Origin of the sequence: Halomonas citrativorans, assembly GCF_900163645.1 — a bacterium.
GTDB lineage: Bacteria > Pseudomonadota > Gammaproteobacteria > Pseudomonadales > Halomonadaceae > Vreelandella > Vreelandella citrativorans.
Genome location: NZ_FUKM01000017.1, coordinates 152,071 through 172,322 on the forward strand (window position 1 = coordinate 152,071; position 20,252 = coordinate 172,322).

The window sequence follows — 20,252 nt, forward strand, 5'->3', positions numbered from 1 at the left end:
AAATATCGGCGCTTACAAGACGACTAAGCATAAAGTCTAGGTTGTGCAGCCAAAACAGAGTCACCATAATCCGCGCGACTTTAGTTTATTAACCATTAGTTTAATTTAGGAAGTAGTGAAGTATCCTGGATTGAAATTCACGCTCAAGGAGCTGAAAATGTCGCTAAGCCTAGCGGGCCTGACCGCTATCGCTGCTATTGTAGCCATGCTGTTAAGCGGACGCGTATCGCCCCTGGTGGCCTTCGTCCTTGTACCTATTGTTGCCGCCATTGTTACCGGTTTTGGTATTGATGATATCGCGATGTTTTATGAGCAAGGCTTCGCACGCGTTATCCCTGTCGCTGTCATGTTTGTGTTTGCCATTCTGTTCTTCGGTATCCTTCAGGATGCGGGGCTTTTTGAACCGGTTATTCGCAAGGTGCTGTCGGTATCCAAAGGCAATGTGGTTAGCATTACCGTAGCCACCGCGCTGGTTGCCAGTATTGCCCACCTGGATGGCTCCGGAGCCACCACTTTTCTACTGACCATTCCTGCACTTCTACCAACCTACCAGCGTCTGCGTATGAGCCCTTACCTGCTGTTACTGCTGGTCGGTTTGGGCGCCAGCATTATGAATATGCTTCCATGGGCTGGCCCGCTCGCCCGAATTGGTTCAGTACTCGGCATGAGCCCAAGCGAGCTATGGCGCCCACTTATTCCCCTGCAGATATTTGCACTGGTCCTTCTACTCGCTCTGGCAGTGGTATTAGGCCTGCGTGAAAATCGTCGTATCAAGCGCCTGCCTTCACTCGACTCTGACGCTGCCTTGAATGACGCAGCTACCGCCAATATTCAGGAAACCTTCAGAACACAGCCAGCCGCCGACAAGGTGCCCGGCTGGAAAATGGCCTTTAATGCGCTGTTGTTATTCGCGGTTGTCGTTGCGCTTACCATGGATACTTTGCCGCCCGCGCTGATCTTTATGATCGGTGTTGCCTTGGCACTACCTGTTAACATTCCCCAGATGGATGGGCAGATGCAGAGCATCAAACGCCATGCGCCCAATGCCCTTGTTATGGCCACCATTATTATTGCTGCGGGCACCTTCCTCGGTATTCTTAATGGCTCCAATATGCTGAGCGAGTTATCGGCGGATATCGTGGCGATTCTACCGGCAGCCGTGGTGCCCTATATGCATATATTGATCGGCATTTTTGGCGTACCGTTTGATCTTATTCTTAGCACCGATGCGTACTTCTTCGCCTTTTTGCCTATCGTGATTGAAGTGGTCGGCAATGCAGGGGTTCCGGCGGTTTCAACCGCGTACGCGATGGTGATCGGTAATATTATCGGCACCTTTGTTAGCCCGCTTGCCCCGGCCGTTTGGTTAGCGTTACAGCTTGCCGGGCTGGAAATGGGTAAACATATCCGTTACTCCTTCGGCATTATGTGGGCCTTCAGCCTGGTATTACTGCTTTTTGGCTACCTTATCGGTGCCATCACTCTGTAGCCCAAAGCTGCGCGATAACCGCTTGTAAAACGCTGTGAAAAAAGCCCGCTGAGTTATTCCCTCATGCGAGCTTTTTTTATGCTTATTTTCACACGAGGTAGAAAGTAGTCAGGCCTTTAATTACCCGGCTGGCCTGGGAAAGGAACAAATTCGCTATTGTCGTCAGGTGGCAGTTGGAAGCGGCCACGTTCAAAATCGCCTTCAATCCACGCTTCCTTGGCGGCTTCAAGCTTCTCTTTGGAAGAGGCGACAAAGTTCCAGAAGACGTAGCGCGGGCCGTTAAGCGTCTCGCCGCCCAACAGCATTAAGCGCGCGCCGCGCTCGCCTGCCGTAACGGTAATCGGGTTTCAATTTGAGAACGATCATGACAACCCCTAATAATGACCTTTATTACTTTGTAAAAGTGGTGGGCCATGAAGGCTTTGCATCCGCAGGTCGTGCCATCGGTATTGCCAAATCAAACCTTAGCCGACGCGTTGGGGGAGCTCGAAAAACAGCTAGGAGTATTATTGCTGCACCAGCCGCGCAAGGCCTATTGAGCAGCACACCTGGCGATTGCAGCGCGATGAGCAAATCGAGGTTATTGGGCATACGCCACGCTTTATTACCACCGACATGACCGCCCTTTACCATGCCACGCTAGCAGGCGTTGGTATCGCGCAAATGCCCAAGCTGGTGCTTCCGGGCGCCATTGAATCCGGTCAGCTGACGCTTGTTTTACCAGAATGGGAACTGCGCCAAGAGGTGATCCACGCGGTTTACCTCGCTCGCCGCGAGTTACTTCCCTCAGTGCGCGTGTTGCTGGACTTTATGGCGGAAGGCTACGCCGAGCTTGAACTATAAATCAATAACGCAATTACATAACACTGGGAGCCGGGTCTATGCTGACGTTACCAACACAGGAGGTGCAATATGGCTGAACAACAGTGTGCTTGCCCGAAATGCGATTGTTCCGTGGACGCCCAATCCATTGAGAAAGATGGTCAGAAATTCTGCTCCGAGGCCTGCGCTATTGCCCATACAGACGGCTCCACGGGCTGTGGTCACAACTGCAGTTGCGGTAAGTAGCCGCTTGGAAACGCAATGGTAGTCGTTAAGATATCGTGTCCGGCAGCCTCTGCCGGGCACTTTCTGTTTTAGTGTATTCCACTCCGGCATTGCGTGGTGCTTGAACGGTAACGCCTTGCCATCGTACTAAAACGAGCCCGGTGCACTAAGCTAAGAGTTCATCCAAGCCACTTACAAGGAATGTAAAATGCCTTCTACTACCGTTATTGTCGTTGTTATTGTGATTATCGCCGTACTGGGGATTGGTTTCAGCGGCAACCTTCCGTTCTAACCTATTAATAGCTGGATTAATTTTATGGGGCAGATGGGGAGACGCAAATTTCCACGCCCTATTTCCACGCCCTACAAGAAAAGCCCGCTGAAAAATCAGCGGGCTTTTGTGCGTTTCTGGCCATAAAGAAGAACCCGGTGTTCCGATAACGGTGATAAATCGCCGGGGCCAGGAAAACAGTGGCCTTTATTTGTCACACTCCAGAATGAATAACTGGGTGTGACTGGCGCTGCGGATTACCGGCCCATACGCAATCCGATAACACATCTTTCCAATCAGAAGCCTTCCAACACAACCTTGCCTTTCGCCTTGCCGCTTTCCAGAAGCGCATGGGCACGGCGAAGGTTTCCGGCGCTGATGCGCCCGTAGTTATCGCCAACGGTCGTGCGTAAGACACCTGCATCAATCTGCCGCGCAACTTCATTGAGAATGTTGTGCTGCTCCTGCATGTCCTCTGTCTCGTACAGCGAGCGGGTGTACATCAGCTCCCAGTGTAACGATAGGCTTTTTCGCTTCAGCGGTACGACATCCAGCGTCGCCGGATCATCAATCAGGCCCAGCCTGCCCTGGGGCTTCAGTGACTCAATGATTTGCTCGTAGTGACGATCGGTTTGAGTCAGGCTTGCGACATAGCTGACCTCAGGGATGCCGATGCGCTTGAGCTCTTCACTGAGTGGCTTGGTGTGGTCGATGACATGATGCGCGCCAAGCTCGGCGATCCAGGCCTGGGTTTCAGGGCGCGAAGCCGTACCAATGATGGTCAGCCCAGTGAATTGCCGCGCCAGTTGAGTCAAGATCGACCCCACCCCGCCAGCAGCGCCAGTGATCAGCAGCGTTTCGCCACGGTCCGTGGTATCGCGCGCAACCCCCAAGCGGTCGAAAAGCAGCTCCCAAGCGGTCAGGGAAGTCAGCGGCAGGGCCGCAGCCTGGCCGAATTCCAGCGACTCGGGCATTGAACCGACGATACGCTCGTCTACCAGCTGCAGTTCGCTGTTGCTGCCCGGGCGAATCAGCGACCCGGCGTACCAGACCCTGTCACCGGGCTTGAACAGTGTCACGCCGGAACCAACCGACTTGACTACACCCGCAGCGTCCCACCCGAGAATACGCGGCTGGCTTTCATCCTCGTGCGGTACGTAGCCCTGCCGCACCTTGGTATCGACAGGGTTGACCGATACGGCCTTCACCTCTACGAGCAAATCGCGTGGCCCCGGCACTGGATCGGGTAGGTCGATGTCCACGAGGGCATCAGGATGCTCAACAGGCAAACATTTAAAGTGTGCAATGGCTTTCATTCAAAGCTCCTCAGGAGACACGGTACATTTTCGTGACAGAAAATTTTTCAGCAGCATGCTCGATAACTGGCAGCGCCGCTTCGTCCCGCTACCGGATCGAAGGCCATGCGAGCCCCGACCCGACGAGATCACTTGTAGCGTTCTAGCCAATGAGCATAGGGCGCAGGCAAGGTCCAGGATGCACGTTCTACACCCAGCTCTTGGGCGGCGAAGTAGGACCAGTTAGGATTGCCCAGGTGCGCCCGGCCAATCATTGCCAGATCCAGCTGGCCACTCTTAACGGCTTCTTCAGCAACACTCGGCGTACCAAAGCCCCATGCCGAAGCCACGGGGATTCCCGCTTCACGCCCTACTCGCTGGGCAACCTCGCCCATAAAGCCCGGCCCCCAAGGAACGTTGGCGCCTGGGATGGTGAAGCCGATACTGACGCTGAGCAGATCCAGCCCGCCGTCCTTGAAGCGGCGTGTCAGTTCGATAGCCTCGGTCAGGGTCTGTTCGTCGCGGCCATCGTATTCGATGACACCAAGACGCGCGGTCAGTGGCAGGTGCTCCGGCCATACTTCGCGAACCGCCGCCAGTGTTTCCAGCAGGAAGCGGCTACGGTTATCGAAGCTGCCTCCGTAGGCGTCATCACGATGGTTGGAGTGCTCGGAAAGGAATGACTGGGCCAGATAGCCATGGGCGAAATGCAGCTCCAACCACTCGAAGCCAGCGTCACGCGCACGGCGAGCAGCCGCCACGAAATCCTCACGCACCTGAGCAATATCTTCCAAGGTCATGGCTTTCGGCTGTTTGTCGAGGTGGGCGCCAAAGGCAACCGCCGACGGGGCGATGGTCTGCCAACCACGCGAATCATCCTCATTAATATGGTCATCGCCTTCCCACGGACGGTTTGCGCTGGCCTTACGCCCGGCGTGGGCAATCTGGATGCCCGGCACTGAACCGGCCGCCTTGATCGACTCCACCACCGGCACGAACGCCTGGGCAAGATCGTCATTCCAGATACCGGCGCAGCCGGGGGTGATACGGCCTTCGGGCGACACAGCGGTTGCCTCGACCACCACCAGCCCCGCCCCACCGCGTGCAAGGGAGGCGTAGTGCACACGGTGCCACGCGTTAATCAAGCCATCCTCCGCTGAATACATGCACATGGGAGGAATCGCGATCCGGTTGCGAAGAGTAACGTCTTTAAGCGTGAAGGGTTGGAACAACGCGGACATTAAGGTTTCTCCAAAGAAGGGTTATTACTTAAGTTCGATAATATTCGAACTATGGGCAAAGCGCAAATTCGTGTATGATTTATCCATGCGCCCTTTCAAACATCCCCCCGTTAGCGAGTTCGTTCTTGAGCGTCTGCTTTACGCCTTGAGCGATCCTGTACGTCTGGAGATTATCCGGCGCCTTGCCACATTAGGTGAGGCAAGCTGTGGCGAGCTGGACGGTGGCCGCCCGAAGTCCAGCATGTCGCATCATTTCCGGATATTGCGCGATGTCGGGTTAGTAAACACCCAGACCGCCGGTACGACCCACATGAATTCGTTGCGTAAAGAGGATGTGGATAGCCGATTCCCCGGCCTACTGGAAGCGATCCTTTCCCAGCCTGAATAGTGGCTATACGCCATGACCGCCACTTCTACTCGATGAATGGTACGCGGCAGATGGGGGGACTCGAGCTCCCACGCCCTACAAGAAAGCCCGCTGATTTTGTTCTCAGCGGGCATTTTTCTGTGTGGCCATTTCGTAAGGTTATTCGTTCAGCTTCTCGGGCCTAGGCGGGCTGCCTACTTTCACTTTGGTAAGGTCCTCATGAGAAAGGCCGCGCAGCAGCGATAACATCATGACAAATACCAGGATAAACATGGGCAAACCGACCACGGTAATAACCTCTTGTAGTGCGGTAAGCCCCGCATCACCCGCCAGCACAATCAGCATTGCGGCCAGCATGCCTTCCGAAACACCCCAGAATACGCGCTGATGCCAAGGGCCAGGGTCGGCGCTGCCGGTACACAGCATATCGACCACCAACGACGCAGAATCTGACGAAGTAGCGAAGAAAATTGCCACGATAACCACCGCCAAGCCCTGGATTAACGTAGCCGCTGGGAAGTTATCAAAAAACGCGAACATGGCGAGCGGAATGCTTTCAGCCACGGCGGCGGACAAGGCACCCGCCTGGTCCCCCATTGCCTCGCGAGCCGCTGCGCCAATGCCATCAATCTCCATGGCCGACCAACCAAAGATCGCAAACCACACCAGCGTAAAGATGGAAGGCGCGAACAGCACACCCAGCACAAATTCACGGATGGTGCGCCCGCGGGAGATACGTGCCACAAAGATGCCGATGAAAGGCGACCATGTCACCGTCCAGGCCCAATAGAATACCGTCCAACTGCCCTGCCACCCCCAGCCGCTGCCATCAGTACTGGTATAGCGGGCCAAGGTGTCATTCCAGAACGCCATCGGCAATAGATTAGTGATGTACAAGCCAAAGGTTTCAACAACGGCACGTAACAAAAATACGGTCGAGCCGGTAAGCAGCACAAACACCAGCAAGCCAACCGCCATGCCAATATTGATATTGGAAAGCCGCTTCACACCGGAATCCAGCCCCGCCACAATCGACCCCACAGCAACGGTGGTCAGCACAGCGATAATAACCACCTTGCTAAACACCGCATCTGGCACACCGAACAGTTCGGTTAACCCTGCATTGATCTGTTGAGTGCCCAAGCCAATGGAAACCGCCACGCCAAACAACGTGCCGAGAATGGCAAAGATATCAAGGGTTTTGCCGACAGGGCCGTAAATGCGCTCGCCCAGCAGCGGGTAGAACACGGAGCTAAAACGCATCGGCAGGTTGTAACGATAGATAAAGTACGCAAACGCCAACCCCGGCATAGCGAAAATCGCCCAGGTATGCAGCCCCAGGTGATAAATCGAAAAGCTCATGGCATCGTCGGCGGCTTCTACCGTAAAGGGTTCGACACCCGGCCTTGGCGGCGTAGAGAAGTGGGAAATAGGCTCGGCAACCCCCCAGAACATCAACACCGTACCGATACCGCCCGCAAACAGCATGGTGAACCAGGAAACGTTGCTATACGCAGGCTTTGCGTCGTTACCGCCCAAGCGAATTGCCCCGTAACGGCTAATTGCCACCCACAGCAAAAACGCCACCCAACTGGTCACCCCTAAAATAAAAAACCAGCCAAGGTTAGTAACCACCCACTCCCGCCCCGCACCAAAGGCACTCCCTATCGCGTCCGGTGCAATCAACAGCGCCACCAGGAACAGGACCATGATGCCTGCAGAGGTGAAAAAAATAGTCGGATCCGTCCGAAGGCCCAGCTTGTTGGCGAGATTATTGAGCATAATCTTTCCTCTTGTCTTTACAACAAGGTAGGAGCTATGGGGCGATTGCGCCAAAGTGCTGAGACAACCTCAGGCTTTCTGGCATCTGATATATCGCTTACTAGAGCCAAGTTGTATTAAAAGCTCCTGGAGAAGCTCTTACATGTGTATTGACACATTTGCGATGACCTTACGAGCAAAGCTTCTGTCATAAAAATAAATAAAAACAAAGACATACTTCAAAGACCAAATAATCAACCAAGAGGTAAAACAACCATTTCTCAATTAACATATGCTCTTACATTATTTGTAAGCTTTATCTTACAAATAATTTTAATTTTCCATTACCTTAACCATTTCATTGACATTCAAATTAGAATTCGCTTTTGTGGATTAACTATTTTAAAAATAATCATGGAATCCATATGAGCGAAGCCCGTCCTGAATACACATCACAGGGAAAATATGCCCGGTTAATCCCTACTCTGGCTGACAGCAAAAAAGAGGAGCGCGCAACTTCTATACTCTTGGCAGCGCTAATGTCGGTATATGAATTTCGCAAAGCGATGCTTCAATCGATCAACAAACGCGTTGGAGAACGCACAAAGCTTGAGGCTTGGACCGAAGTAGTCTTCAAAAACGAAACCCCGATAAACCAAAAAAAGAGCCCTGATGACCGACCTGATGGGCTTATCGTTCTTAATACTGGCCGAACGAAGTGGCATGCTTTGGTTGAAGCCAAGGTAGGCAGCGAGACTGTTGGAGAAGACCAGCTATTAAAATATATCAAACAAGCCAAGGAACACGGTATTGATGCTGTCATCACCATTACCAATCAGTTTGTCGCCTTTCCAACTCACCACCCAGTGACCATTCCCAAGAAGCACTTACGCTCGGTTGAAATTTTCCATTGGTCGTGGACCTACATCGTGACCATGGCCCAACTGCTTCTAGCGCAGGACAAAATAGAAAGTCAGGACCAGCGGTTCATTCTGCACGAAGTAGTTAAATATCTAGAAGATCCAGGAAGTGGTAAAGCTGGTTTTACCAGCATGAATTCTGAATGGAAGACGGTGGTACAGAGCGCTTTTAACAATACGAAGCTTAATAAAAACTCTGAAGAAGTACTAAAAACTGTTGGTAGCTGGCATCAGGAACAACGTGAGCTGTGCCTTCAAATGTGGCCTTTAGTCGGAGAGAAGGTAGCGGTTAAGCTCCCACGAGCCCACCGAAATGATCCAAAGCAACGACTAGCGGATGATTGTGAAAGGCTGGCATCTGAGCACCTTCTAATAAGCACTATTGATATACCCAACGCTGCATCAGACCTTACAGTAACTGTCGATCTTACGCGTAAATCGATTACTTGCAGCATGCGGCTTGACGCGCCTAAAGATAGAAAAAGCACGTCAGCAAAAATTAACTGGCTCACCCGGCAATTACCCAGTAACGAAAAGAGCCCAGCCATTAGCATAAAAGCGATGCGCAAAGGTCAGGCTTTGGCAACGGACAAGCCTTTAGAGGAAGTGAGGAAAAACCCTAATATTTTGGATGTAGAAAATACCGACGCTCAACCTGTCGCATTCGAAGTATTTACCTCGATAGATCTAGGCGCAAAATTCTCGGGTAATCGCGTGTTCATCGAACACCTTGAAAAGGTAGTGCCCGATTTCTACCGCTATGCAGGCCAATACCTAAAAGCCTGGGTGGCTCCGGCACCTCGAGTTAAGCAAGTTGAAGAAGACCCCGAGGAAGAAACCGAGGCGCAGACTACATCGCCTGAAAATGATTGAACCGTTTTAATCCAGCCATAGTAAATTTACCGGTCACTGCGTATGGCCGGTTTTGTTATAGCGTCATTCTGTAGGTTATGGGAGATCAGAAGAGACAGCCTACCGGCCAACAATTTTATCATTGCACTGAGTAGATACTTTAATTTGCTGGTTTCGGCCATGAGCGGTCATTTAGGTAGTGCTGATATAACGCCCCTGCTCAGGCACCAAGGTATGTTGGCGTGGCTTTTGCGAAAAGCAAAAGGCATGACGACATGCGCTGGTCGCTCTGGAGCGGATTGTTAGCGTGTTGAATGCCACTCATCAATTAATAGTACAAACCGACTATCGACCCACCCTTCCCGACGTACGTTTTCAATGTGGTCAAAGTACTCAATCTTGAACCATTCGCCTTCTTTACCTAGAAAAATTACTTTCAAATTTGGCGTCAGAACAACAATGACTTCATGCTCTATGCTTGGCCCTGCGCGGAGATTCAGATGTGTCAATACCGCAAAGTACTTATAGCGTTTGTCGTCCTGAGAATCCATCTCCATTTGGCTTACCACCGCCTGTTCTAGTTCGCTGAATTTCTCCAATAATCTCTGTTCCGACTCTTTGGATGAAACCTGCGACAGATAGAACAAAATGAACGCCAACAAAACATTCAAATAGAACTCTGAACTCAGTGGGCCTTTTGGCGCTTTGCTAGCCCGATCAATGATATCGTCAGATATTCCATCTATCGATTCAAAAAGATTGCCTGATTTAATTATCCGACTTTCTTTAATTAGCAGATCAAAGGCGTCGACAAAGGAAAGTGCGCCGTAACCTTGTGTGATCTGTTCGGAAATGCTTCGAAACGCAGTCAATGATGAACTGTCTTCAATTGCCTCAAAAATTCTATATGACGACGAATCTTTAATTTCACGCATCATTCGTATGCTAGGCGACTGTTCAATCTCTTTTGCATACCTCAACAAAGGAGACTCTTGAAGTTCTCTGATCGCACGCTGAATTGGTGATTCTTCTAATTCTTTGGCAAGTCGTAAAAGCGGGGATTCTTCTAGGATTCTAGCCATTCGCAACATTGGAGAATCTTCAATTTCTCTGGCGGCGCGGAGCAGAGGCGAATCCTCAATCTCTTTTACAGCCTTTAGGAGTGGAGACTCTGCCATCTCCCTAGCCGCTCTAAGGAGAGGGGAGTCTCCTAGTTCCCGCGCAGCACGAATCAGTGGAGACTCTTGAGCGAGCATGATGGCCCTGAACTCAGGGGAGTTAAAATAGTCATTCATAGCTTCGACTCATGGCCTTGTTAAGCATAATTTTCCCATTTTATATCAATACTACCTTCCGACAGTTCAAGAACACAGCGATGTACTACCTGAGAAGGAACAGAAGCAAAAAAAGGAAATACAGACATTGCATCACTTTCTTCTTGTTGCCTTTCAAGACTTCTAGTAACAATTCCGACAATGCAGCCATCTTCACCTAGTACAGGGCCTCCACTATTTCCAGGCCTCGCTATGGCTGAAAATAAATCCATAGGATATCTATCCATTGTTTCTTGAAGATGACCTGATATCTCTCCTTTTTGCAATGTATAGCAAGGACCAAGACTTCTAGGTACGGTAGGGTAGCCTGCTATAACGACTGGTTCGAGTAGTGCAGAGTCACGAAATGCTAAATCTTTTGACTGAACTTCGATGCGATCTTTTAGAAGGATTAAAGCAACATCGACTGACTTATGGGAGGCACTACCTTTAATTTCTTTTTTTTCACCCCGAATAATGACGTGGTCTACTTTCATATCATCAACTACGTGAGCACAGGTGAGAATTATACCATTTTCAATTAAAGTTCCAGTTCCTACCGAAATATCACCCGCAGTAGTTTTACCTTCTATATAAACAATATCCTTTTGAATTTCATTGCCTATGTATGAGCAGCCCAAAACACGACCAAGCCAAAGCCTACCTTTTGCTTCCCTCTTAGTAAGTTCTCTAGCAAAAAAAAGGGTTTCTTTTAAACTACTTCCACCACAACTTTTAAGAATAGCTCTCTGCTTCATTAATTCAATTAATTCCTGAATTCGCTGAGCTTTAGGCCATAGATCGTGGCCTTTATTATTCATGTATTGAAAGAAATCACCTGTCTCTAAGGGTAGTATGGTACCGGGGGTTTTAGGTAGCTGTAGTTCTTCTCTTATTTTCTCTTCATTGACAGGATGGAAGAATTCACAAAGACTGAGTATTAACCGCGCTTGATCGTCAATTGTTAAATTTGATAATACTGAATATCTGTCACTCATTTTATTCCTCTTAAAATATTTTAAGTGCCTAAATGGTTTAGACTACTACCCTATGATGGGTGAACATGCCAGCATGTTCGCCCGGCAAATAGAAATGTAGTTAATCCTCTATTTCCCCAGTGCCTGCGCTTGTTAGGCATCAGCTTTCTGGGCAATAATTTTCCGAAATTTCTCGATACTCGGCATCGGGTCAATCCGATGGCAGTTTGAACAAACCACAGCCAAATCAGCTAATGTTGTCAGCTCACCTTTATCCATTTGGCTGACTTCAAGCGATGAACCTCGCAAAAGCCGTAACCGCTCTTCCCATACTTCGCTTCAAAATCAAACTCACAAGCCTCACAACAGAGCTTGTCCATAGCATCAAGAACAGATTTCTGTAGTGGTCCACTAACGAAGGACTGCGCTCTCGTCGGAGGTAGGCCACGAATCGAGGGCTACCCTCATTAGCTATAGATTCAGTATCAACATCGGGCAGTCTGCTCGTACGCACCCCGGATTGTATATATTTGAGAACATCTGCGGCGCTTTCCGGCTTATCCGCATACCAGACATTGCTTTGCCCGATCTGCATAACACGGCTGAACGAGCTTGCAGCTTTTGTCGACATGTCCGCTTAGGGTCATCAACTGCCTTAACCACCCCATTAGCATTTGAAGGTTCCTACTCGGTCAAAGCTGCCTTTTAGTCGTCTCTGATATAACGGTTGAGCTAAGTTGTCAGCCGAAGGCGGGTCGGCTTGAGCGACGTGTTCTGTGGATTCTCTACGAGACCTTTTCGCGTTCGTACTTAATGCGCTTGAGCCAAGCGTTCGCGTCCTCCAAGGCCGAGCCAGTCATCTGGCGACGGATTTGAGCGACCCAAAGTTCGATACCACGTTCATTGTGGTAGATAACAATATTTTGCGCGTACGCTAGCATGCTTCCGACCGGCTCATCCAAATCATGGCATTCGTATGGTGGCTCCGGGGAGCTGACGTGGGCATCGTAAGCATCGGAAATCTGTTGGCGTGCGGGTTTAGTTTCCGACAGGAAGTTGGCCTCGATGCTCGCGCCCGACTGCCACTTCTTAAGGGATTGCCCGATGTCCGCCAAGCTCCCGATTACAAGCGCGATAATTGGATCTATTAGGTCCAAATAGTGCTCTTTGTCGAAATCGTCATGACCATTTACGCTGAGTCCAGCCATGGGGCTTTGCGTCCAATCTACAATGATGCCATCGCCCACGTCTTCTCCACCCAGAGGACTCGGCGTGTACTTACCATCAAGACTTGGGTCAATCCAGAGGCTTCGACACGTGTAGTTGACCTTCTTTTCGTCAGCCGCACTGGCATATATGAAGATCCAAACGACATGCGCGTCAGCTTCGCCCCATCTGCCTTTGACCATCGCGTTCCTGGAGTATCGGCGCTTTGCAGTCTTGGTCGTCATATCCCTGATAACCGCCGCCAGCTCCGGTTTAGTCATGGGACGGTTAAGGATAACTTTAATTGAGTAACGTTTGGCCATACCATGGCTGACGTCCTCCGTCGAAACGAGCGTGTAGTCGCTGGACGCGACGCGCGGAGTCACAAGATCCTTCAGAGCCTCGCGCGCCTCCTTGCCAAATTGTCGCGCTCGGGGAACGGCTAGCTTGTAGCCCTTCCCTGTCGATTCGAGGGTGTCATTGGCAACCCGCTCCCAATATACAATTTCGTTCTCAGGATCGCAGTGGCATACGATGACTGGGAGTGTGTGTCCTAGCCAGTAGTCGACGTGTTGCGCATCCGGGCGGTAGATGTAGCAACCATTCTTCGTTTCCCCAAGGTAGCTACTGCCAGACTTGATCTGTATCGCGACCAACTGCCCAGTGGCCGTCTCATCGTCAACCAATTCCGCAATCGCATCGATTCCGTAGTCACTGCTAGTCTGCTCTCGCACGGCAAAGCCTGCAGTCTCGCCACGTACTGTGACCCAGCCAAGCCCTTGACGTTCGGTGCGATCAGATTCTTGCGCTCTCACGGGTATGACTCCTGCCGAGGTGGATAACATAGCCTGTCGAGTTGCTGGATGGCCGGATGCATATGAATCCACTGAACATAGATTATCGTGTCGGCTGCATAACACGGCTGAATCAGCATGCCGCTTTCGCCGGAAGGGCCACTCAGGGTCGTTATCAGACTCATATCGATAGCTCATGATTCTTAAGATAACAGTAGCGAAACCAGTAAGCCTTGTCACCTTCGTTTTGACGAAAACAAGACCAAGGTAGGCAAAGGTGATAAACCTGACCAAAGTCTGGGCTGCCAAATCCCAAACACAAAAAAGCCCGCTGATTGCTCAGCGGGCTTTTTCTATATTCTGTGGCGGAGAGGGAGGGATTCGAACCCTCGAAGCCTTACGACTTACACACTTTCCAGGCGTGCTCCTTCGACCACTCGGACACCTCTCCACATTTTTGTTCAATCACTTAGGCTGTACCTTTCGCGACAGAACGGCGCATATACTATGGTTTAAGCGACCAAATAGCAAGCCTTTTTGAGAATCAGTGGCTTGCCATCAGGCATCGCTACTCGATAACACCGCATAGCTGCCGTGGGCTTCCAGGCAGAGCGCATCGCCACAGTAAAGCTGCTGGGTAAGCGCAATGCGGCCTTTGCCTCGCTCGGCCAGCTTCTTGGTGAGCTTCTCAACACCGTCAGGCTTTGCTGGCGTGCATACCAGGCGGTAATCACCCGTTACCGGGGCCAGAAAGCGCTGCGTGGCCTCAGCGACCACTACATCGCGTGCCATGCCCTGCTTGCGTAGCCATAGCGTTACCCAGCACCAGCCTTGCAGTGTGGTTTGCGCACTTAGGGCGCCACCAAAGCCGGTGCCTTTGTCATTCAGGTTGGGCGCCAAGGCGAGCCGCCAAGTGAGCGATTGGTTGTGCAGCGACATCTCTTCAATCCCCAGAGCGCCGACCATGGGGATTGCATCGCTTAACCACTTTTGAAAGGCGGCCAGGTCTTCCTGGCCTTCGGGCAGCGGCAAGCGTGGGTGAGGCACACCGGGTTTGCGCATGGTGGTTGGTCTCCTTACGCCCAGCGCTCTACGAAGTTGGCCACGTTATGCGCAGGCAAAGGCTTGTGGCGCCCGCCCAGGTTGCCCAGATAGATAAACGCGACGACTTCGTCGTCTTCTTCCAGAGAGAGCCCTTTGCGTACCACGGGGTCAAAAGCATACTTGCCGCTACGCCACATGGCGCCTAGCCCTTGCGCGTGGGCGGCCAGCAAAATGCCGTGGGCGGCGCAGCCTGCGGAAATCACCTGCTCCATTTTGGGCACTTTGGGCAGGTCCGGCGTTACCTTGGCGATCACGGCGATAATCATCGGCGCGCGCAGCGGCTTTTTACGCGCTGAGTTCAGCGTGTCGTCGTCGGCACTGGGGTCTTCCTGGAACTCGGCTTCGGCAAACAGCTCACCCAGGCGCGTACGCCCTTCCCCAGTGAACTCAATAAACCGCCAGGGGCGCAGCTCTTTGTGGTCTGGGGCACGCAGAGCCGCCTGGTAAATGGCGTCCATCTGCTCGGCAGTAGGCGCAGGATCGGTGAGCTTGCCCATTGAGCTACGGCTGTGAAGCAGCGTGAGTCCATCCATTTGGTTTCATCCTATCAATCAGTTAGGCACTACTGTAGCGCAGTCGCTTACTGTCTTGCCAGACGCAGCGGGCTTGGCGGTGCAAGGCCCGGTGTGGCGCGCCAAGGGCTGATATCCAACCCGCCGCGGCGCACGTAGCGCGCCAGCACCAGAAGCTCGGTAGGCTTGGCGTGCTGCATCAGGTCGGTGAAGATGTGCTCGACACAGTGCTCGTGAAAATCCTCATGCTGACGATAGCCGATCAGGTAACGCAGTAACCCTTCGCGATCCAGTTTCGGGCCTTTGTAGCGAATCATCACGCTGCCCCAGTCGGGCTGGCCGGTCACCGGGCAGTTGGATTTAAGCAGATGCGAGTGCAGCGTCTCTTCTACACGCTCATCGCTTACCGTCAAATGGGCAGCGCTGGGCGTGTAATCACTTACTTCGATATCCAGGTCGTCCAGGCAGTCGCCGGGTAGCGGCTGTGGGGCAAGCTCAGCATCTTCTACACCGAGTAGCTCCACACAGACCGGTGCACCGGCTACCGCGCTTAGGTCACGCTTCAACGTTTCAATCACTTCCTCGCGGCTTTCCATACGGGTCTGGTTAAAGCTGTTGAGGTAGAGCTTCCAGGATTTAGACTCGATCAGGCTGGGCGACTCAGCAGGCAGCCGAAAACGGGCTACGGCCACGATAGGCTTGCCACGGGCATTCAGCCAGGAAACCTCAAATGCGTGCCACTCATCTTCACCCACAAAGGGCAGCTTGCCCTCTTCAATCCCCAGCGGCGCGCGGTTGGCGGCGCGAGGGATGGGGAAGAGCAGCCCGGCATCGTACTGCTCAGGGTAGGCGGATTCGCGCCCCAGGGGCGCGTGCTCTAAGGTATCGGGGCGGTGTGCCATAGGGTAACGCTCTCTTGATAAAAACGGTCGTGCGGTTAACTACGAATGCCTTTGCCACGCTCCAGCATGGCCAGTGCCGCGAAAAACAGCACTACGATAAACCCAAAAATAGCCGCTAGCGCCCAGCCAACGGGAATATCCGACACGCCCAAAAACCCATAGCGGAAGACGTTCACCATATACAGAATCGGGTTGAGCATCGACACGCCTTGCCAGAAATTGGGCAGCATGGAAATGGAGTAAAACACCCCGCCCAGGTAGGTCAGCGGCGTCAAAATAAAGGTCGGCACAATGGAGATATCGTCAAACTTGTTGGCCAGCAGGGCATTGATAAAGCCGCCGATAGAGAACAGCGCCGAGGTTAGCACCACCACCAAGATGGTTAAAAGCGGGTGCTCGATGGTTAAGCGCGTGAAAAATAACGACACAATAGTAACGATCAGGCCCACGCCCAAACCGCGCGCCATGCCGCCGAGGATAAACCCGGATAGAATTACCCAGTTGGGCATGGGCGATACCATTAGCTCTTCTACCGAACGCTGAAACTTGTTCGAGAAGAAGCTGGAAGCCACGTTCGAGTAGCTGTTGGTGATTACCGACATCATGATCAGGCCGGGGACGATAAAGTCCATGTAGGAGAAGCCATCCATATCCCCTATGCGCGAGCCGATCAGGTTGCCAAAGATGATGAAGTACATCGCCATGGTGATCGAAGGCGGCAGCAGCGTTTGCGGCCAGATACGCGTAAAGCGTTTGATCTCTTTAAGTACTAGCGTCCATAGCGCGACGAACGTTTGTGTTGCATTCATGCCTGCGTCTCCTTGTTGGGTTCGGCGCGCTGATCGATGGCTTTATTGCCCGCCTCTACCATTGACACAAACATCTCTTCCAACCGGTTAGCGCGGTTGCGCATGGAAACCACCTGCATGCCCTGCTCGCTTAACACACTGAACACATCGTTTAACTGCTGCCCGCGATGAATCACCAACGAGAGTTGCGTAGGTTCGATCTGATTGATCTCAAACCCTTCGATCACCGGCGGTGCCGTGACAGGCTCGGCGAGATCCAGCAGGAAGGTTTCGGTATTCAGCTCGGCCAATAGCTCGCGTACGCTGGTGTTACGCACAATTTCACCGTGATTGATGATGGCGATATTACGGCACAGGCTTTCGGCTTCTTCCAGATAGTGGGTGGTCAGAATGATCGTGGTGCCTTCATCCTGATTAATGCGGCGCATGTATTCCCACATGCTGCGGCGCAGTTCGATATCCACACCCGCGGTGGGCTCATCCAGAATCAGTAGCTTGGGCCGGTGCATCAGCGCCCGGGCAATCATCAAGCGGCGCTTCATACCACCAGAAAGCATGCGAGCGTTGCCATTGCGCTTGTCCCACAGGCCCAAGTCGCGCAGTAGCTGCTCGGCACGCGGCAGCGCTTCACGGCGCGTCATGCCGTAATAGCCGGCTTGCGCCAGCACGATATCAAGCACCTTCTCGAACTGGTTGAAGTTGAATTCCTGAGGAACCACGCCCAGCTGGTACTTGGCCTTGGCGAAGTCCTTGTCGATGTCGATACCAAAAATCGACACCTTGCCTTCTGACTTCTGTACCAGTGAACACACCACGCCCAGGGTGGTGGATTTACCCGCGCCATTGGGGCCCAACAAGGCAAAAAAATCGCCCTGCTGGACGTCGAGATCAATCCCTTTTAACGCGTGAAAGCCGTTGCCGTACACCTTGGTAAGGCCACGGATAGACAATGCCGGTTCGGCCATAAAGATGTCCTGTCAGCAAAAAATAGGGGCACAAAAAATACGTGAGAAGCAACGATATCGGGGCATTCGGTCGTTTTTTCAAGCCAGCGTAACATGGCGCCTATGGCTATCTCGTTAAACCGCTAACCAACCCGTCCACTTTAATTAGTATTCGCGGCGTTTTGTCGCGCATGACCCGCAGGCTAATACTTTAGTATTACCCGCATTCCCTTGCGCTATTAATAGCACGGCATACAAGGGAATACGTATTTTATAAACGAGAAAAAGCCATAGTGAGCACCATGATCGCCCAGCCCCCTGCTACCTTTGCCCAACCAGGCTCTACTACCGAACATTCAACGTCCACCGCCCGCCGCGGCCTGGCAGCGCTTCCCCTGCGCCGCCAACGGCTGATTGGCGTAGCCGTTTTATGGCTGATACTCGCCATCATGATTACGGTGAATGCCCTACAAAGCCGAACGCTGCTCTATCATGAGCGTGAGCAGCGCATGGTTACCGCCGTAGACATTGCCATTTCTACCCTTGAGCATTTTGATGAAAGAGCCAAGCGGGGTGAGCTCTCGCTTGATGAAGCCAAAACCCAGGCGTTTGAAGCCATTCGTGACGTGCGCTTTGGCGTCGATGATAACTACCTGTTTGCACTCAGCGGCGACCTGAAGATGCTTGCCCACCCCAAACGTCCGACGGGGCAGGATTTATCCCAGGTGACTGACCCCAAGGGCACGCTGATCTTCCAATTGATCAGGGAAAGCGCCCGCGAGTCAGGCCACGGCTTTGCCGACTACTACTCCAACTTCGCCCGCGGCAACGACAAATTACCCCTGGTGCATACCTACACCGAAGCCTACGCCCCGTGGGATGTCTATGTTGCCAGCGGTATTTTTATGGGCGATATCAGCCAAACCATTATGACCCAATTGACCAAAACCATTTTGGTCGGCCTGGTGGGCGGCATACTGGTAACGCTGGCCTTTTGGGGCATGATCTCGTTGATTCTGCGCCGCTTGGGTGGCGAGCCTGACTACGCGGCAGATGTAGTAGCACGTATTGCCCAAGGCGACTTAACGGCAAGGGTTCACCTGGGTGCCAACGATACCAACAGCCTGCTTTACGATATTCAGCAAATGCGTGACAAGCTGCACGCAACGATGCAGGAAATTCACGCCACCAGCGCCGCGGTAGACCATAACTCTGGCGATATTGCCGCAGGCAATCAGGAGCTTTCATCACGCACCGAGCAGCAGGCAGCCGCCCTTCAGCAAACCTCTGCCAGCATGGAAGAAGTGACCGCGACGGTGCGCCAAAATGCCGAAAACGTGGAACAAGCCAAGGAGCTTGTGCGCAGCGCAGGCGAAACCTCTCAGTTTGGCCAGCAAGCGATTGGCAAGACCGTTACTTCCATGCAGGAAATTAGCGCGGAAGCCGCCAGAATTTCCGACATTGTTACCCTGATTGACAGCATTGCTTTCCAGACCAACATTTTGGCCCTCAATGCGTCGGTTGAAGCTGCCCGCGCGGGTGAGCATGGCCGAGGTTTTGCCGTGGTAGCCGGTGAAGTGCGCCAGCTGGCTAACCGTTCGGCAACCGCCGCTCACGAGATTAAAACGCTGATTAACACCTCCAATGCACAGGTGGATAACGGCGCCTCACTGGTGACTACCGCTAAAGAGCGGATGCAGCAGATTGACCAGCAGATCCAACGCATCAACGACCTATTTGCCGACATTACAGCCGCGACACATGAGCAAACCCAGGGGATTGAGCAGATCAACGTGGCCATCGCACAGCTTGACCAGTCAACTCAGGATAACGCCACTATGGTTCAGCAAACGGCTAACTCCGCGCACGACCTGAAACAGCGCTCGCAGTCGCTCAGCAGCGTTGTAAATCACTTCACCCTTAGTTAAGCGCAAGGTATTACCGGCTTACGTCCAGGCAGCACTGCCTGGACGTAAGCCGCCACTCAAAACGCGCTTCTAAAACACACGCACAGCAAAACGCCGCCAACAAGGACGGTAGATAGATAGCGATATGCATAACAAGAAGGAAAGGTAAAACAGGAAGGGTAACGAATGAGGCTGTTTACATGGAGCGGGAAAAGAGATTCGACGGGGCTGCCATCAGCCGGGCTGGCGTTCCAGCTCTCGACCCTTGCCATGCTAGATAAGACTGATTACGTGGAGCGGGAAAAGAGATTCGAACTCTCGACCCTCGCCTTGGCAAGGCGATGCTCTACCACTGAGCTATTCCCGCAACGTAAACATGCACTTGCTAGATGGCGTCCCATAGGGGGTTCGAACCCCTGTTACCGCCGTGAAAGGGCGGTGTCCTAGGCCACTAGACGAATGGGACGTATAAACATCTATCTTTGATTGGAGCGGGAAAAGAGATTCGACCGGGCTGGCGTTCCAGCTCTCGACCTGCACT

General features: G+C 52.4%; 18 protein-coding genes and 3 tRNA genes. 6 read left to right on the forward strand and 15 right to left on the reverse strand.

Annotated features, from left to right (window positions below; genetic code table 11):
- The first annotated feature begins 157 nt into the window (after positions 1 to 157).
- On the forward strand, positions 158 to 1,489 hold the full coding sequence (locus CZ787_RS05140; RefSeq protein WP_087106845.1) for a CitMHS family transporter: 1,332 nt from the start codon (positions 158 to 160) through the stop codon (positions 1,487 to 1,489).
- Between the two features lie 116 nt (positions 1,490 to 1,605).
- On the opposite strand, the gene CZ787_RS05145 is transcribed toward CZ787_RS05140, so the two are convergent.
- Positions 1,606 to 1,830, reverse strand: coding sequence for a pirin-like C-terminal cupin domain-containing protein (locus CZ787_RS05145; protein ID WP_254908574.1), 225 nt, complete (start codon positions 1,828 to 1,830; stop codon positions 1,606 to 1,608).
- A 214-nt stretch (positions 1,831 to 2,044) separates the two neighbouring features.
- Between CZ787_RS05145 and CZ787_RS19055 the strand changes: the two genes are divergently transcribed.
- Positions 2,045 to 2,332 (forward strand): LysR substrate-binding domain-containing protein, encoded by a 288-nt coding sequence (locus CZ787_RS19055; protein ID WP_254908572.1) that lies wholly within the window; start codon positions 2,045 to 2,047, stop codon positions 2,330 to 2,332.
- A 69-nt stretch (positions 2,333 to 2,401) separates the two neighbouring features.
- A complete protein-coding gene (locus tag CZ787_RS05155; RefSeq protein ID WP_087106847.1) occupies positions 2,402 to 2,557 on the forward strand; it encodes a metallothionein in 156 nt (51 codons plus the stop codon).
- A gap of 546 nt (positions 2,558 to 3,103) precedes the next feature.
- On the opposite strand, the gene CZ787_RS05160 is transcribed toward CZ787_RS05155, so the two are convergent.
- Together CZ787_RS05160 and CZ787_RS05165 are read right to left on the reverse strand one after the other, a co-directional pair.
- Positions 3,104 to 4,123: a zinc-binding alcohol dehydrogenase family protein gene (locus CZ787_RS05160; protein ID WP_087106849.1), complete on the reverse strand. Its 1,020-nt coding sequence runs from the start codon at positions 4,121 to 4,123 to the stop codon at positions 3,104 to 3,106.
- 128 nt (positions 4,124 to 4,251) lie between these two features.
- Positions 4,252 to 5,343, reverse strand: coding sequence for an NADH:flavin oxidoreductase/NADH oxidase (locus tag CZ787_RS05165; protein ID WP_087106851.1), 1,092 nt, complete (start codon positions 5,341 to 5,343; stop codon positions 4,252 to 4,254).
- A gap of 85 nt (positions 5,344 to 5,428) precedes the next feature.
- Here CZ787_RS05165 and CZ787_RS05170 point away from each other — a divergent pair, with 85 nt between their 5' ends.
- The gene (locus CZ787_RS05170) at positions 5,429 to 5,731 is read left to right on the forward strand and encodes an ArsR/SmtB family transcription factor (RefSeq protein ID WP_087106894.1); all 303 of its coding nucleotides are present in this window, start codon (positions 5,429 to 5,431) and stop codon (positions 5,729 to 5,731) included.
- 138 nt (positions 5,732 to 5,869) lie between these two features.
- On the opposite strand, the gene CZ787_RS05175 is transcribed toward CZ787_RS05170, so the two are convergent.
- A complete protein-coding gene (locus tag CZ787_RS05175) occupies positions 5,870 to 7,492 on the reverse strand; it encodes a BCCT family transporter (protein ID WP_087106853.1) in 1,623 nt (540 codons plus the stop codon).
- 404 nt (positions 7,493 to 7,896) lie between these two features.
- On the opposite strand from CZ787_RS05175, the gene CZ787_RS05180 reads away from it, so the two are divergent.
- On the forward strand, positions 7,897 to 9,264 hold the full coding sequence (locus CZ787_RS05180) for a hypothetical protein (RefSeq protein WP_087106855.1): 1,368 nt from the start codon (positions 7,897 to 7,899) through the stop codon (positions 9,262 to 9,264).
- Between the two features lie 281 nt (positions 9,265 to 9,545).
- Here CZ787_RS05180 and CZ787_RS05185 read toward each other — a convergent pair whose 3' ends face one another.
- The 9 genes from CZ787_RS05185 to CZ787_RS05230 all read right to left on the reverse strand — a co-directional run bounded on the left by CZ787_RS05185 (position 9,546) and on the right by CZ787_RS05230 (position 17,825).
- Positions 9,546 to 10,538 (reverse strand): SH3 domain-containing protein, encoded by a 993-nt coding sequence (locus CZ787_RS05185; protein WP_087106857.1) that lies wholly within the window; start codon positions 10,536 to 10,538, stop codon positions 9,546 to 9,548.
- A gap of 20 nt (positions 10,539 to 10,558) precedes the next feature.
- Positions 10,559 to 11,554, reverse strand: a complete 996-nt coding sequence (locus CZ787_RS05190; RefSeq protein ID WP_087106859.1) for a S1 family peptidase — start codon at positions 11,552 to 11,554, stop codon at positions 10,559 to 10,561.
- Between the two features lie 764 nt (positions 11,555 to 12,318).
- On the reverse strand, positions 12,319 to 13,554 hold the full coding sequence (locus tag CZ787_RS05200) for a DUF4365 domain-containing protein (protein ID WP_176372172.1): 1,236 nt from the start codon (positions 13,552 to 13,554) through the stop codon (positions 12,319 to 12,321).
- Positions 13,555 to 13,896: 342 nt separating this feature from the next.
- Positions 13,897 to 13,984, reverse strand: a tRNA-Ser gene (locus CZ787_RS05205).
- A gap of 107 nt (positions 13,985 to 14,091) precedes the next feature.
- Positions 14,092 to 14,595, reverse strand: a complete 504-nt coding sequence (locus tag CZ787_RS05210) for a YiiD C-terminal domain-containing protein (RefSeq protein WP_087106865.1) — start codon at positions 14,593 to 14,595, stop codon at positions 14,092 to 14,094.
- 14 nt (positions 14,596 to 14,609) lie between these two features.
- Complete coding sequence (locus tag CZ787_RS05215; protein ID WP_087106867.1) at positions 14,610 to 15,170, reverse strand: nitroreductase family protein; 561 nt, start codon at positions 15,168 to 15,170, stop codon at positions 14,610 to 14,612.
- A gap of 47 nt (positions 15,171 to 15,217) precedes the next feature.
- Positions 15,218 to 16,051 (reverse strand): NADPH-dependent 7-cyano-7-deazaguanine reductase QueF, encoded by an 834-nt coding sequence (gene queF / locus CZ787_RS05220; protein ID WP_087106870.1) that lies wholly within the window; start codon positions 16,049 to 16,051, stop codon positions 15,218 to 15,220.
- A gap of 35 nt (positions 16,052 to 16,086) precedes the next feature.
- Complete coding sequence (locus tag CZ787_RS05225; protein ID WP_087106872.1) at positions 16,087 to 16,860, reverse strand: ABC transporter permease; 774 nt, start codon at positions 16,858 to 16,860, stop codon at positions 16,087 to 16,089.
- A complete protein-coding gene (locus CZ787_RS05230; RefSeq protein WP_087106874.1) occupies positions 16,857 to 17,825 on the reverse strand; it encodes an ABC transporter ATP-binding protein in 969 nt (322 codons plus the stop codon). The genes CZ787_RS05225 and CZ787_RS05230 overlap by 4 nt, the downstream gene beginning before the upstream one ends.
- A gap of 281 nt (positions 17,826 to 18,106) precedes the next feature.
- On the opposite strand from CZ787_RS05230, the gene CZ787_RS05235 reads away from it, so the two are divergent.
- Positions 18,107 to 19,732, forward strand: a complete 1,626-nt coding sequence (locus tag CZ787_RS05235) for a methyl-accepting chemotaxis protein (RefSeq protein ID WP_087106876.1) — start codon at positions 18,107 to 18,109, stop codon at positions 19,730 to 19,732.
- 271 nt (positions 19,733 to 20,003) lie between these two features.
- Here CZ787_RS05235 and CZ787_RS05240 read toward each other — a convergent pair.
- Positions 20,004 to 20,078: transfer RNA gene (locus CZ787_RS05240), tRNA-Gly, on the reverse strand.
- Positions 20,079 to 20,101: 23 nt separating this feature from the next.
- A tRNA-Glu gene (locus CZ787_RS05245) sits at positions 20,102 to 20,177 on the reverse strand.
- Positions 20,178 to 20,252 lie beyond the last annotated feature (75 nt).